This window comes from Dokdonella sp., assembly GCF_049593775.1.
Classification (GTDB): Bacteria; Pseudomonadota; Gammaproteobacteria; order Xanthomonadales; family Rhodanobacteraceae; genus Dokdonella.
This window is the reverse complement of sequence record NZ_JBAWHJ010000092.1, coordinates 1-13,395: the sequence shown is the minus strand read 5'-3', so window position 1 is coordinate 13,395 and position 13,395 is coordinate 1. Positions and strand designations below refer to the sequence as shown.

The 13,395-nt window shown below is 60.2% G+C and carries 10 protein-coding genes; 7 read left to right on the top strand and 3 right to left on the bottom strand.

The genetic code is table 11. The annotated features are described in order from the left end of the window. Positions 1 to 1,061: exodeoxyribonuclease V subunit alpha (recD, locus tag WBP53_RS03215; RefSeq protein ID WP_423925870.1), on the top strand; the 1,061-nt coding region annotated here is incomplete at its 5' end. A gap of 121 nt (positions 1,062 to 1,182) precedes the next feature. Here recD and WBP53_RS03210 read toward each other — a convergent pair. Continuing rightward, positions 1,183 to 3,363, bottom strand: coding sequence for a CotH kinase family protein (locus WBP53_RS03210; RefSeq protein ID WP_423925868.1), 2,181 nt, complete (start codon positions 3,361 to 3,363; stop codon positions 1,183 to 1,185). Between the two features lie 174 nt (positions 3,364 to 3,537). Here WBP53_RS03210 and mtnA point away from each other — a divergent pair, with 174 nt between their 5' ends. From mtnA to gyrA, 3 genes are all read left to right on the top strand, one after another. Next, complete coding sequence (gene mtnA / locus WBP53_RS03205; protein ID WP_423925866.1) at positions 3,538 to 4,554, top strand: S-methyl-5-thioribose-1-phosphate isomerase; 1,017 nt, start codon at positions 3,538 to 3,540, stop codon at positions 4,552 to 4,554. Between the two features lie 60 nt (positions 4,555 to 4,614). Then, positions 4,615 to 5,007: a GtrA family protein gene (locus WBP53_RS03200; RefSeq protein WP_423925864.1), complete on the top strand. Its 393-nt coding sequence runs from the start codon at positions 4,615 to 4,617 to the stop codon at positions 5,005 to 5,007. A 251-nt stretch (positions 5,008 to 5,258) separates the two neighbouring features. Further along, positions 5,259 to 7,895 (top strand): DNA gyrase subunit A, encoded by a 2,637-nt coding sequence (gene gyrA, locus WBP53_RS03195; RefSeq protein WP_423925862.1) that lies wholly within the window; start codon positions 5,259 to 5,261, stop codon positions 7,893 to 7,895. Between the two features lie 10 nt (positions 7,896 to 7,905). Here gyrA and WBP53_RS03190 read toward each other — a convergent pair whose 3' ends face one another. Together WBP53_RS03190 and WBP53_RS03185 are read right to left on the bottom strand one after the other, a co-directional pair. After that, positions 7,906 to 10,083 (bottom strand): sensor histidine kinase, encoded by a 2,178-nt coding sequence (locus tag WBP53_RS03190; RefSeq protein WP_423925860.1) that lies wholly within the window; start codon positions 10,081 to 10,083, stop codon positions 7,906 to 7,908. Position 10,084: 1 nt separating this feature from the next. Further along, on the bottom strand, positions 10,085 to 10,789 hold the full coding sequence (locus WBP53_RS03185) for a response regulator transcription factor (protein WP_423925858.1): 705 nt from the start codon (positions 10,787 to 10,789) through the stop codon (positions 10,085 to 10,087). A 363-nt stretch (positions 10,790 to 11,152) separates the two neighbouring features. Between WBP53_RS03185 and WBP53_RS03180 the strand changes: the two genes are divergently transcribed. The 3 genes from WBP53_RS03180 to WBP53_RS03170 all read left to right on the top strand — a co-directional run. Continuing rightward, positions 11,153 to 11,692: a PspA/IM30 family protein gene (locus WBP53_RS03180; RefSeq protein ID WP_423925856.1), complete on the top strand. Its 540-nt coding sequence runs from the start codon at positions 11,153 to 11,155 to the stop codon at positions 11,690 to 11,692. Beyond that, the gene (locus WBP53_RS03175) at positions 11,689 to 12,252 is read left to right on the top strand and encodes a hypothetical protein (protein ID WP_423925854.1); all 564 of its coding nucleotides are present in this window, start codon (positions 11,689 to 11,691) and stop codon (positions 12,250 to 12,252) included. The genes WBP53_RS03180 and WBP53_RS03175 overlap by 4 nt, the downstream gene beginning before the upstream one ends. 11 nt (positions 12,253 to 12,263) lie before the next feature. After that, the coding region (locus WBP53_RS03170) for a vWA domain-containing protein (RefSeq protein ID WP_423925852.1) at positions 12,264 to 13,395 on the top strand (1,132 nt) is incomplete at its 3' end.

Below are 13,395 nucleotides of genomic sequence, written 5' to 3'. Positions count from 1 at the left end.
GGTTGCTTGGCATGCGTCCGCAGTCCGTGCATCCGGCACGGGATGCAACACGGCCACTGGATCTGGATGTACTTGTCGTCGACGAATGCTCGATGCTTGATCTGCCGTTGATGGCGAAGCTTTTGCGAGCGCTGAAGCCGGATTGCCGGCTGATCCTGCTCGGCGATCCCGACCAGTTGCCGGCAGTCGAGAATGGTGCGGTGCTGGCCACTCTGGCGGCCTGCAATCCGGACAACCATTTCAGTGCCGAATCAGCGAGCTGGATCGGCGCGACCAGTTCGACCCAGGTCGAAATGCGAAACGATCCCAATGCACTCGGCGAACGCGTCGTGCGACTCGAGCGACCGCGGCGATTCGGTGGTGACTCCGGCATTGCACGCCTGGTCCGGGCGATCCGCGCAGGTGACTCGAATGCCGTATTCGACGCACTGGAGGGCAGCAGCGATATCGACTGGCGCGAACACGCCCTGCAGTTCGACAACACCTACGTGCGCGCAGCCATGCGTGAAGCCTGGAAACCGCTGCAGCACGCCGAAACACCCGAGGCCGCACTGCAAGCCCTCGGTCACTACCGCATCCTCTGCGCACTGCGCGAAGGTCCGCATGGCGTGGTCGGACTCAATCAGGCTATTGCCAGCGTGTTGCATGGCGCGAAAGCGGGGAATCCTCATCTTTCAGGTCGGCCGGTCCTCGTGACGAGCAATCAGCAAGCGCTTGGACTCTACAACGGCGATGTCGGTGTCCTGCTTGGAGAGACGCCCGCTGCACCCTTGCGTGCGTGGTTCGCCAGGCGCGACGGTGGCACGCTGGCGCTGATTCCGGCCCAGCTCCCGCCTCATGAGAGCGCATGGGCGATGACCGTGCACAAGGCACAGGGTTCGGAATTCGACATCGTCGAACTGGTGCTGCCGCACGAGCCTCATCCACTATTGACCCGTGAATGGCTATACACGGCTGCCAGCCGTGCACGTAGCCAATTGATCATTCATGCCAGCCGCGAAGTCATCATTGCCGCCTTGACTCAGCGCACACGGCGTATCAATGGTCTGGATTTTGGTTGAACCCTGGCGGGTTGAGGCCCGGTCCAGGACCGGGCCTGATGTACGTCATTTCGCGCCGAGCCGGATTCGTCGACACTGGCCGCACCGTCTGTCGACCGTGCGACCCCGGCTCGACGAATCGTCAGAACGAATCGTCAAATCCGTCGGCAAAGATCACATCAAGATCGCAGCCCGGAAAGGCATAGCTGCCAGGTGTGCCGACGTCGGCTCCCACTGATGTGAACGAACCAAACGCGTCGCCCGCAACGGACAATTGCCAGGCCTCCACATCGTTCTGGCCTACCGCCGAACAGGGAGGCTGGCCAGTACTGTTTTGGGTACGCACCGAACCGGCATAAGTCTGGTCGCCGTAGAACAACTGGTCCTCCAGTTGGTCGGATCCATTGAACAGGTGGATCTGGTCGTTGCGGCCCAGGTTGTTGCCCGTGACTACGCCCAGTTCGCCGATGATCTTGAGCGTACCCGCGAGCCCCCAGGCGGACCGGAAAGTCTCGGCCATGGCATCGGTCACCACGACCGACTCACCGGGCTGTACGACCCCGAATGCGGACAGGTCGAATGCGCCTGCAGTAGCGCCGTTGTCATCCATGCTCCAGCCAGTCATGTCGACGGGTAGAGTCGACATGTTGGTGAACTCGATGAACTCGCCGTCCGCACCGGAATACATCCATTCGGTGATGCGAATGCCAGCGGTTGCGCCGAACGTGTAATTGATCGAATTCGGACCAATTTCCGCGTATTCGGGCAGGTAGCTGACCGAACTGTAGGCATTGGCAGCGACTGCGCCGACGTACCATTCAACGTGTTGCCCCGGCGTACCGATGGCCGGCAGCAAAACGCCGTAGACGCCGTCGTTGGCCGCACCGTCACCGGACGCACCATCGTCGAGCATCGCTACGCGCTGGTAGGTACCTGTGGGGCTCGGTCGATAGAACAGTTCGACGCCCGATATCGCGCCGCCATTCGCAACGACGCCTGCGCTGATCCAGACCTGTGCTGACGGGTCCGGAGAACTGTCCGATGCCTGCGCGGACTGGATGGTTGGTCCGTTGGCGACGAGTTCGGGAGTGCCATTGAGGAAGGCCGTGCGCTCGGTGACGAACTGCTGCAGCCCGACCACGTTGTTGTTGCCAGGAGGTCCTCCCGAGGCGGGCAGCGTGACTGTGCTCGTGAAATTGTTCTGGAACAGCGTGTAGCTGTAGAGCTTCTTCGGATCCGCCTGCACGGCCGCATCGATGAGGTCGCGGTTTGCGGTGAACAGGGTGCCGAGATACTCCCAGCTCAAATCGCGCTTTGCCACGCGGTAGTGCGACATGTAGCGCTGACGCAATTCGGGTACGGCGAGCACGCGACTCAACACCGGCTTGTTGCTGGCGGTGAAGTTCAGCGTCGGCGACCAGGTGCTGGCCAGGAACGTTTCATTGGCATCACGCTGGATCAGGTGCAGGCGATTGTCGATCGGGTTGCGGTAGGTCATGAAATCGCAGCCCTTGTTGACGTAGCTGTCATCGTCGGTGAGCAGGTTTTCCAGCACCACCGACCAGATCGAGGGATCGATGGCGAACAGGGTATCGATGTTCTGCCAGGTGCCGAGTGGTTCGTTGGATAGCGAGAAAACTACCGGGATCAATGCTTCGACAATCGGATTGGCGACGCCGCCGTCATTGTGGACTTCATAGGCGGAGTAGCCCGACACATTGGGCCCGTTGTAGGCAAGCCCCGGTCCATTGGGATTGTTCGAGCAGCCGATGCGCACGCCATCCTCGTTGGCAAAGTAATTGCGCAACATCTTCTTGTCGGGCTGCTGGACATTGATGTAGACGCCCCAGTTCTGGCCATTGAGGGAGACCACCACATTGTTGGCGCGCGGATTGGGAATGAATTGCGCCACGTAGTTGTTGTAGACCACTTCGCGGGAAAAGGTCGGGTCGTGGAATCCATTGTTGAGGTTGATCGTGTCGTAGCCCATCAATTCCTGGTCAGGATCGACGAACGCCATGTCGAGTTTCAGCGAGAACTTGTCCGAGCCGGCTGGCAATTGGGTGTACGAAGTATTGCCCCGGATGCGAACACCGACGCCGGTGTATACCGTTCCGTCCACTTCGACGTCGGCCAGGATGTTTGTTTCCGATGTGTAGTTGGCACGCAACAGGGCCAGCCAGTTTGCGTCCTGGAAGGTGATATTGAATGTTCGCAGCGTCGAGGTGTCGTATAGGTCCTGGGCCATTGCCATGGACGACACGGTGAACAGAATCGCCGCCATGGCGAGGCGAGCGATCTGGATTCTGAAAGGTTTTTTCACGAGTGGATTCCTGCCTGGATGTTGCAGTTGCCGAGTATGGAGTGCTCTCCGCAGGATAAACCCCGACAAGTCCGGGATTATGTAGAAATCGTGGAGGGACAAGGCGGCCCCGGTTTCCCCGGATAGGCGAACGGCGGTTTTCTGCTTGGAAGCCGCTTCCGGTATGCTTTCGGCATGAGCACAATCGAAGACCATGACACCATTCGCGCCGTCCTCTGGCGCGGCGAACGCCTGCGACTACTGGACCAGCGCAAGCTGCCCTTCGTCGAAGACTATGTCGATTGCACGGATGCCGCAGACGTGGCCCAGGCAATTCGTGATCTGGTCGTGCGCGGTGCGCCGGCGATAGGCATCTCGGCCGCCTGGGGCGTGGTCCTGGCGGCGCAGCGCGGCCGCGAGGCGGTGGATGTTGCGCTGCCCATGTTGCGAGCATCCAGACCTACTGCGGTAAACCTCATGTGGGCGCTGGATCGCATGCAGCGATGCATTGCGGAAGGTGCCGATGCAGCGGAGCTGGAACGCGAAGCAGAGCGCATCCAGGACGAAGATCTCGCTGCAAATAGGCACATGGGCCAGCTCGGCGCGTCCTTGCTGGGCAACAATGTCGGCGTACTCACCCATTGCAATACCGGTTCTCTGGCAACAGCCGGATACGGTACTGCGCTCGGCGTGATCCGTGCGGGATGCAGCCTGGGGAAGATCGAGCGCGTATTCGCCGGTGAAACCCGTCCCTGGTTGCAAGGTGCGCGCCTGACCATGTGGGAGCTCATGCGCGACGGCATTCCTGCGACCCTGGTTTCCGATTCTGCCGCAGCCCATCTGATGGGCTCGGGTCAGGTACATTGGATCATCGTCGGTGCTGACCGGATAGCCGCAAACGGCGATGTTGCCAACAAGATCGGAACTTATCAGCTGGCCATCGTTGCTCGACACCATGGCGTGAAGTTCATGGTTGTCGCTCCGTCGTCCACCGTGGACATGGCAACCGCGTCCGGCATCGAAATCGAAATAGAGATGCGCGATCCGGACGAGCTCCTGGCCCATGCCGGTCAACGCACCGTGGTCGAAGGCGCACAGGCCTGGAATCCTGTTTTCGACGTCACGCCAGCGAGCCTGATCGATGCCATCGTGACCGAGCGTGGTGTTATCGAGAACCCCAATGACCAACGCATGCAAGCGCTATTCGCCTGAGGGGCGCGGGCGGGCCTGCGCACTCCGTGGCAAGCCCGAGAGGAGCTCGAGAGGCGCGGCATGCGCCAGGTAGCGCTGTTCTGCATTGGCGGATTCCTCGGCTTCCTGATTGATGCCGGCCTGGTCCAGTTCCTGGTCACCCGATTTGACGCCAACCCTTACGCGTCACGGCTGCTGTCGTTCGTTTGCGCGGCAACGGGTACATGGTTGTTCAACCGCCGGTTCACGTTCCACGGTGTCCGGCACTACGGCCATTTTGGCGAGTGGTCGCGCTATCTGCTGGCCATGAGCGGCGGTTTCGCCGTCAACTTCACGATCTACTCGACCCTGGTCTATCACCACGAGTTGATGCAACGTCTTCCGGCTCTGGCGGTTGCATTCGGATCCATGGGTGGATTCCTGGTCAATTTTTCGGCATCCCGGTTCTGGATATTCCGCCAGAAGAAACCCTGAGCGCGTGCCCCGTTCTCGGGTGAGCGGGAGTCCGCGATGCGGGCTGGAAGCTCCGTTCTCGGCCCCGCGGCAGGCAGGCATGGCCCCGACAGGGCCAAGTCCGTCTGCCAAGGCCCCCCAAAGCCTGCAAAACCCAGCGGAAGAGTGCCATTTCGTGGTAATATTTCGTGTTTTCGCCGCACCGATTCCGGGGCATCCCCGCGGGCCAGCGACGTTTCACAACATCCTGATTTGTATGGAAAAACTACTCAATGGCTGAGTTCGCCAAAGAAGTCATTCGCGTCAATATCGAAGACGAAGTCCGGCAGAGCTATCTGGACTATGCAATGAGCGTCATCGTCGGCCGTGCCCTTCCCGATGTGCGTGATGGCCTGAAGCCCGTCCACCGTCGCATCCTGTATGCCATGCAGGAGTCGAGCACGGTCTGGAATCGCCCTTATGTGAAGTGCGCCCGCGTCATCGGTGACGTCATGGGCAAGTACCATCCGCATGGCGATTCCTCGATCTATGATGCCCTCGTGCGCATGGCGCAGAACTTCTCGATGCGCTACATGCTCATCGATGGCCAGGGCAACTTTGGCTCGGTCGATGGCGACAACGCCGCGGCCATGCGCTACACCGAGTGCCGTCTGCATCGGCTCAGCTCGGAACTGCTCGCCGATATCGACAAGGAAACCGTTGATTTCCAGCCGAATTACGATGAGAAAGAGCTTGAGCCAACGGTCCTCCCGGCTCGCATTCCCATCCTGCTCGTCAATGGCTCGGCTGGTATCGCTGTCGGCATGGCAACCAACGTGCCGCCGCATAATCTCACCGAGGTTCTTGGCGCCTGCATTGCGCTGATCGACGATCCGGATCTCAGCTTCGAAGACCTGATGCAGATCGTGCCGGGTCCGGATTTTCCGACTGCGGGCATCATCAACGGCTCGGCCGGCATCGTCGAGGCGTATCGCACGGGACGCGGACGCATCCTCGTGCGCGCCAAGGCCGATGTCGAGGTCGAGGCCAATGGTCGCGAGACGATCATCGTCAGTGAGTTGCCTTACCAGGTGAACAAGGCGCGCCTGATCGAGAAGATCGCCGACCTGGTCAAGGAAAAGAAGATCGAGGGCATTTCCGAACTGCGCGACGAGTCCGACAAGGACGGCATGCGCGTGGTCATCGAAGTGCGCAAGGATGCGATGGGCGATGTGCTGCTCAACAACCTCTATCAACAGACCCAGTTGCAGGTCACGTTCGGCATCAACATGGTGGCCCTGGTAGACGGCCAGCCCCGCACGCTGGGCTTGCTCGAGATCCTCGAGGCGTTCATTCGCCATCGCCGCGAAGTAGTCACCCGGCGCACGATCTTCGACCTGCGCAAGGCACGTGATCGCGCCCACATTCTTGAAGGCCTGACCGTCGCCCTGGCCAACATTGACGAGATGATCGAACTGATCAAGACCTCGGCATCCAGTGACGAAGCCAAGCAGCGCATGCTTGTGCGCCGTTGGGAGCCAGGCCTGGTTCGCGCGCTGCTTTCCGCTTCCGGCGCGGACCTGTCCAAACCCGAAAAGCTTGATCCAGGCGTTGGCTTGAGTGACGCGGGCTATCAGTTGTCGGAAGTCCAGGCGCAGCAGATCCTCGAGATGCGCCTGAGCCGCCTGACCGGCCTCGAACAGGAAAAGCTGACAGACGAATACAAGGAGCTTTTGCAGACGATTACAGGCCTGCTCGAGATCCTCGAGGATCCGGCCCGTCTGCTTGCCGTCATTCGCGAAGAGTTCGTTTCACTCAAGGACGAATTCGGCGATGCACGTCGCACCGTGATCCAGGCCAATCTTGATGAACTCGACATGCTCGACCTGATCGAGCCGGAAGATGTCGTCGTCACGCTTTCGCACACGGGTTACGCCAAGCGACAGCCGGCCAGTATCTATCGCGCACAGAAGCGCGGTGGCAAGGGTCGCTCGGCTTCAGCGCTGAAGGACGAAGATTTCGTCGAGCGCCTGTGGATTGCAAACACGCATGACACCTTGCTGACATTCACCAGTACCGGTCGCGTTTACTGGCTCAAGGTCTACCAGATGCCCGATGCCAGTCCAACCGCGCGTGGCAAGCCGATCGTCAATCTGCTGCCGCTGCAGGAGGGAGAGAAGGTCCAGGCGATCCTGCCCGTGCATGAATATTCGGAAGATCAGTTTGTCTTCTTCGCTACTGCCAACGGCACGGTCAAGAAGACACCACTCACCGAATACTCTTACCAGTTGCAGAAAGGCAAGATAGCCATCGGCCTTGCTGAAGGTGATGCGCTGGTCGATGTGCAGATCACCGATGGCGAAAGTGACATCATGCTGTTCGCCTCGAACGGCAAGACGGTTCGCTTCGATGAAAACACCGTGCGTTCGACCGGTCGCACCGCAACCGGCGTGCGCGGAATCCGCCTGGCCGAAGGTGAGCGCGTTGTCAGCCTGATCGTCCGCGAAGGCGAGGGCGACATCCTGACCGCGACAGAACGTGGCTACGGCAAGCGTACCGAACTTTCCGAGTATCCACGCAAGGGCCGCGGCAACCAGGGCGTCATCGGCATCAAGTGTTCCGAGCGCAATGGCGAACTGGTCGGTGCGGTACAGATCACCGAAGAACACGAACTGATGCTGATCTCCAACCAGGGCACCCTGGTGCGCACGCGCGCAGCCGAAGTCGCCAAGGTCGGTCGCAACACCCAGGGCGTCACCCTGATTCGACTGCCGGCGGATGAAAATCTTGTCGGCCTCGTGCGACTCGATGCCATCGAGGACGATGAGGGCGGCGACGAAAGTGTCGACAGTGTTTCTGGCGAAAACGAAGTACCCGCTGCAGGCGAAGCTGATCCCGCAAGTGGTGACACGCCACCCGTCGTCGAATAAGTTGCAGAGCTCAGTTCCGGGCCGCTGGCCCGGAACCGTTCTCAACTGGCAAGAGCAGCACGAATTCAGCGCCGGGTTCACATTGACGCACATCGGCTTCGCCCTGCATGGCACGCGCGAGCTGGCGTACCAGGGCCAGTCCGATGCCGGTGCCCGGCGTCTCGCGGCGCATCTCGTCACCGCTACGATAGAACAGGGTGAAGATGTTGCGCAGTTGCGAGGATTCCACGCCCGGCCCGTAGTCGCGCACCGAGAATGCGATCCTTCCGCTGCCGCGCACTTCGACGCTGATGTCGATCTCGCGTCGTTCCGATCGCGCTGAAAACTTCAGCGCATTGTCGACCAGGTTGATCATGATCTGAACCACCGCGTCGGTATCCACGAGGACGGCATGTTCGGCAGCCTCGGCCGCAATTCGATAGTTGCAGGCGAATCCTGCACGCACGATCTGACTGTCGAGCTTCGACCGCAGCAGGTCGGCCAGTTCACCCACTTGCATGCGCCCGAGGTCGAGTTGCAGGTCGCTGCGCTCCAGGCGAGCCAGTTGCAGCACGTTGCCGATCAGTCGTGACAGACGTTCGCTTTCGTCGTGAATGAACGCGTAGTACTCACGCTTCTTGGCCTCGTCCGGCCAACCCTCGCGCAGCATTTCCGCATACATCCGGATCGAGGTCAGCGGTGTTTTCAACTCGTGGCTGACAGCCGAGACAAAATCCTGTTGCTGGCGGGATAGCCGGATCTGGCGCAGGCCGAGCCGATACAGCGCGAAAAAGCCAAGAACCAGCACACTGGTCAGCAGGATTCCGGCCCAGGTGATGATGCGGCCGCCGGGTGCTGCAGGCAGGGAGCGGATGTTCCAGAGCAACTGGAAATCACCCAGCGGCGCCGAAAGACTCATCTGATGCAGCAGTTCGCCCTCCACTTCGGCTGCGCGACTGAGCAGATAGCTTCCGTTGTCGGCACGGCGCACGGTCAGCACGTCATGACGATATGCAACCACCATGTCGCTCATCTGCGCCAGCGCACTCTCCTCGAACGGGCGCACCAGGGCCTGGGAGACGAAGGCGTCCTGATCAATGATGGCACCCTGAATCGTGCGTTGCCCATCGCGCCAGACTTTCCGGTAGAGCACGCCATAGCCGCCTTCGAGCAGGCTGAATTCGAAGGGATCCAGTTCACTTTCGAACATGCGGACGCGTGCCGGTTCAACGTTTGCTCCCAGGGCATCTTCGGCAACCGGTGAAGCAAGTGCGGGCGATTGCTCCTTGCGCTTGCTGCGCGTCTGGACATTGTCCCGCAGGCGCTGTTCATAGGCCGGGGCATCGGCTTCGTTGTCTGTCTTCTGTTCGCCTTTCTGGAAGTTGCGTGCAAGGCGAAGATCTTCAACCTGTCCGATCTTGTCGACCTTGATGCGCGAGCCCGTCGACTGCACCGCATTGAGCTCCAGGATGGCGCTTTGCGAGGCATTCGAGGCGGACTTTCCAAGCTCGGGCAGTTGCTTGTCTGCTGCGCTGTATGCGTCTTCCTGCCCGTCTCGTTTCTTCCCTGCGACCTGCGCAATCTCGCTGCGATCGATGATCTGACGATCGGCGACTGAAAGATCCGCCGGTCCATCCATGCTCGCCTTGCCGCCGCTACTGCCTGATGGCGTGACCTTTTTTTCGGGTCCTGCATCCTGTACCACCAGGCCACGTTCAAGCAGGCTGTTCTGACGCAACACATCAAGCAACCGGTTGCGCAAGGCGACGCGTTTTCCGACTTGTTCGTTGTCCAGCCCCCACTGTGATGGGTCCGAAAGATCATCGGGCAGCGCTGGTGTGTTGAAGGTGCCATCCGCGTCTATCTGGAAGTAGCCGATCAGACCGGGCAGATCCGACCGAACCGGAACTTCGGAGAGTGCCGAACGCTGCAGCAGCGTGGCCTTGGCTGGGCTGCTGGCGAAGGCAGCGAACTGGTAGTCCGAGTAGCTGCGATCCTCTTCGGTTGCGAGCATGCCTTGCAGGTTCGAGTTGATGCGCAATCCAAGTTCCTCGGCCAGTGTCCGGTACTGATGGAAGGCTTCGAAGCGGATCTGTCGTTGCGTCTGCACGAGCAGGATCACGGTAGGGATCATGAGTGCAAGGAACAGCACGGCCAGGAATGCGGCCAGGCGCGCGCGGCTGAGCAATCGGGGCTGCCAGCGACGCATGTCAGTGTCCACTCATCAGTCGATAGCCGCCACCGCGAATGGTGACCAGATGCTGCGGCTGGCTCGCGTCGCTCTCGATCTTGCGCCGCAACTTGGCGACATGGATATCCACGGTGCGTGTCTCGATATCCATGTGCCTGGCGTAGCCCCAGACTTTGTTGAGGAGTTCATCGCGCGGTACGGGTCGGTCGGAGTGTTCGTACAGGTATTGCAATACCTCGATTTCGCGGCGCGTAAATCGTACCGAGGTGCCGTTGATGTAGGCACACAGATTCAGTACGTCGATCTCGATGCCATTGCCGAGTCGCATGACTGCTTCTTCGGTGGCCGAGGAACAGGTACGACGCAGAACGGCCTGCACCCGCAAGACCAGTTGCGCCACCGAGAACGGCTTGGTCACGTAGTCGTCGGCTCCCAGTGCGAGGCCCTGGATGACATCGTCGTCGGTGGATTTTGCGGTCAGCATGATGATGGCCTGCTCGCGATCTCCATTCCGAATGGCTTCGCAGACTTCAAAGCCGTTGCGCCCCGGCAGCATCACATCGAGCATGATCAGGTCGTAACGCCCGCTGCTGGCCATGTCGAGACCGCTGATGCCGTCTGCCGCAAAGTCCACGTCGAAGCCGTGATAGACGAACACATCGACCAGGCCGGTGCGTATCGCAACCTCGTCTTCGACAATGAGCAGGCGTTGCTTTCGTTGCAAGGGAGGCGCTCTCCGTTCGGGTGTGTTGGCGGCAAATTGCATTGAATCAACGCTCGTCATTCCCGCCTACGCGGGAATCGCTCTGCAACAGCCGGATAGCTGCCTACCCAGTGGCCTTGCGTCTGCCGCGATGTCCCGAAAGAGCTGGATGACCAGCCATTCGGCTGTTGTGAATCGCCTCCCGCCTGCGCGGGAATGACGAGCGTCAGGTCAGTGCCATTCGTGTTTGCAGCCTATCAATTTGCATGATCGGGCGCTTGTAAATCCTTTGTAAACATCGCTGCAGCGAATTTACCCAATGCCGCCTACACCCGATGCACCGGATTCCCGAGACTGGTTCGCAGTCCACAACGGAGTCCGACCATGGCCCTGATATCCCGCTTGACACGTTTGTTCCGAGCCGATGCACATGCTGTTCTGGATCGCCTGGAGGAGCCCGATATCCTGTTGCGCCAGGCCGTTCGCGAGATGGAGAACGAGGTCGAGCGCAACTCGCAGGCACTCAAGGCTCTCGATCTGGACTATCAGCATGCGCATGCTCGTGCGACTGAACTGGAGACTTCGATCGCAGGAATTTCCAGCGAGCTCGATCTGTGTTTCGAAGCCGGCAACGAGAAGCTCATCCGCATGCTGTTGCGCCGACGCCTGGAAGGTGAGCGCTTGCTGGCCCATCTGGGGCAACGTCTCGGACGCCTGCAAGGCGAGAAGAATGATCGAGGCCGCAACCTCGACGAACAACGCCAACAGCTCGAATCCATGCGCCAGAAGGCTGCGGCGTTCGAAGTCGAATCGGCAACGGCGCACCGCGATACAACGGTCTGGGGTCAGCCCGACCTGAACATTGCCGACTCGGATGTCGATCTGGCCTTGCTGCGTGAGCAGCAGCAGAGGAAGGCGTCATGAACCGCCCGGGATTCTGGCGTGAAGTAGGCATCGCGCTGGCACTCAGTATCGGCGGCGGTCTGGCCTGGAGTGCGCTGAGCTGGATCATGAGTCCGGCTGCAGCCCTGCGCTGGGTCATTGCCGCTGTCGGCATCGTCTATGCGGTTCTGCAACTTCGAGGGCTGCATGCACGGGCAGGTCGAATGGTGGTGGTCGGTGCCTGGTTGCTGCTCGGCATTGCGCTGTTCGCGCTGAACCCGCCCTTGCATGAATGGCTACTGGCTCAGGCCGCAGCGATCTGGGTTCTGCGTTGCTGGTCCTGCTGGAAAAGCTTCTTCACAGCTGTCGCCGACGGTGTGCTTGGCTTGTTCGCCGTGGCTGCCAGCGTCATCGTCATCCACACCACCCACAGTGTGTTTCTGGCCTTGTGGAGCTTCTTCCTCGTCCAGGCCTTGTTCGTGTTCATCCCCGACTCGCTGCGCACCGCGCCGCGAACTTCAACCGCAGACAACGAAGATCGTTTCGACCGGGCCAGGCGCTCGGCCGAGGCTGCGTTGCAGCGTCTTGCCAACCGTCACTGAAGGAGATTGTCATGAAAACCAAACTGCTGGTTCCTGCTGTTTTTGCACTCACTGCCATCACCGTGCTCGCCTATCCGCTGACCCGGGCGGGTGCCCGACATGCCATCGCACCCGTCGCGCCAACGGTGGCTGCACCAGCCATCGCCATAGCGAACGACAAGCCGAAAATCGATGTCGTCTTCGTGCTCGATACCACCGGCAGCATGGGTGGGCTGATTCAGGGTGCCAAAGAGAATATCTGGTCGATAGCAAGCAGCATGGCCCAGGCCAAGCCGACCCCGGAGCTGCGCATCGGTCTGGTTGCCTACCGCGATCGCGGCGACGAGTACGTCACACGGACGGTTGATCTATCGAGTGATCTCGATTCGATGTTCGCCACGTTGATGGATTTCAAGGCGGATGGAGGTGGCGATACACCGGAGAGTGTCAATCAGGCCTTGCACGATGCCGTGCATCGCATTTCCTGGACTCAGGATGAGGACGCCTACAAGGTGATCTTCCTGGTTGGCGACGCGCCGGCGCACACCGACTATGCCGACGATGTCCAGTATCCTGAAACGATTGCCGCAGCCACCGCGCGTGGTGTCGTGGTCAACACGATCCAGGTCGGCAACAATGCCGGCACGAATGCCGAATGGCAGCGCATTGCCGCACTCAATCAGGGCGAGTTCTTCAAGGTTGACCAATCCGGCGGCGCACTCGCGGTCACGACGCCGTATGACAAGAAGCTTGCGGAACTTTCGCGCGAACTGGATGAGACGCGGATCTTCTATGGTGATGCCGACAAGCGTCAGGAGCTCGATGCGAAAGTCGCAGCCACCGACAAGTTGCACGCCCTGAGCACGACAGGATCGCGGGTCAAGCGCGCGATGTTCAATGCATCCGCGGCCGGCAAGGACAACCTGCTGGGTGAGAATGAACTGGTTGATGCCGTTGCCAGTGGTCGCATAGAGCTTGCCGATGTTCCCGAAGCCGAATTGCCGGCTCCGATGCGCTCACTCAGCACCGAAGAGCAGGTCGTCCTGGTCAAGGAAAAGGCAGCCAAGCGCGAACGCCTCAATGAACAGATCGCCGCGATGGGCAAGCAGCGCAATGACTATCTCGCCAGCGAACTGAAAACGCGCAAGGGCAAGGCTGACTCTC

Excerpts from the sequence above, each read along its gene's own strand:
- WBP53_RS03200 (WP_423925864.1), top strand. The coding sequence starts at position 4,615 with ATGCGCCAGGTAGCGCTGTTCTGCATTGGCGGATTCCTCGGCTTCCTG.
- WBP53_RS03175 (WP_423925854.1), top strand. The coding sequence starts at position 11,689 with ATGAACCGCCCGGGATTCTGGCGTGAAGTAGGCATCGCGCTGGCACTC.
- WBP53_RS03180 (WP_423925856.1), top strand. The coding sequence starts at position 11,153 with ATGGCCCTGATATCCCGCTTGACACGTTTGTTCCGAGCCGATGCACAT.
- WBP53_RS03190 (WP_423925860.1), bottom strand. The coding sequence starts at position 10,083 with ATGCGTCGCTGGCAGCCCCGATTGCTCAGCCGCGCGCGCCTGGCCGCA.
- mtnA (WP_423925866.1), top strand. The coding sequence starts at position 3,538 with ATGAGCACAATCGAAGACCATGACACCATTCGCGCCGTCCTCTGGCGC.
- gyrA (WP_423925862.1), top strand. The coding sequence starts at position 5,259 with ATGGCTGAGTTCGCCAAAGAAGTCATTCGCGTCAATATCGAAGACGAA.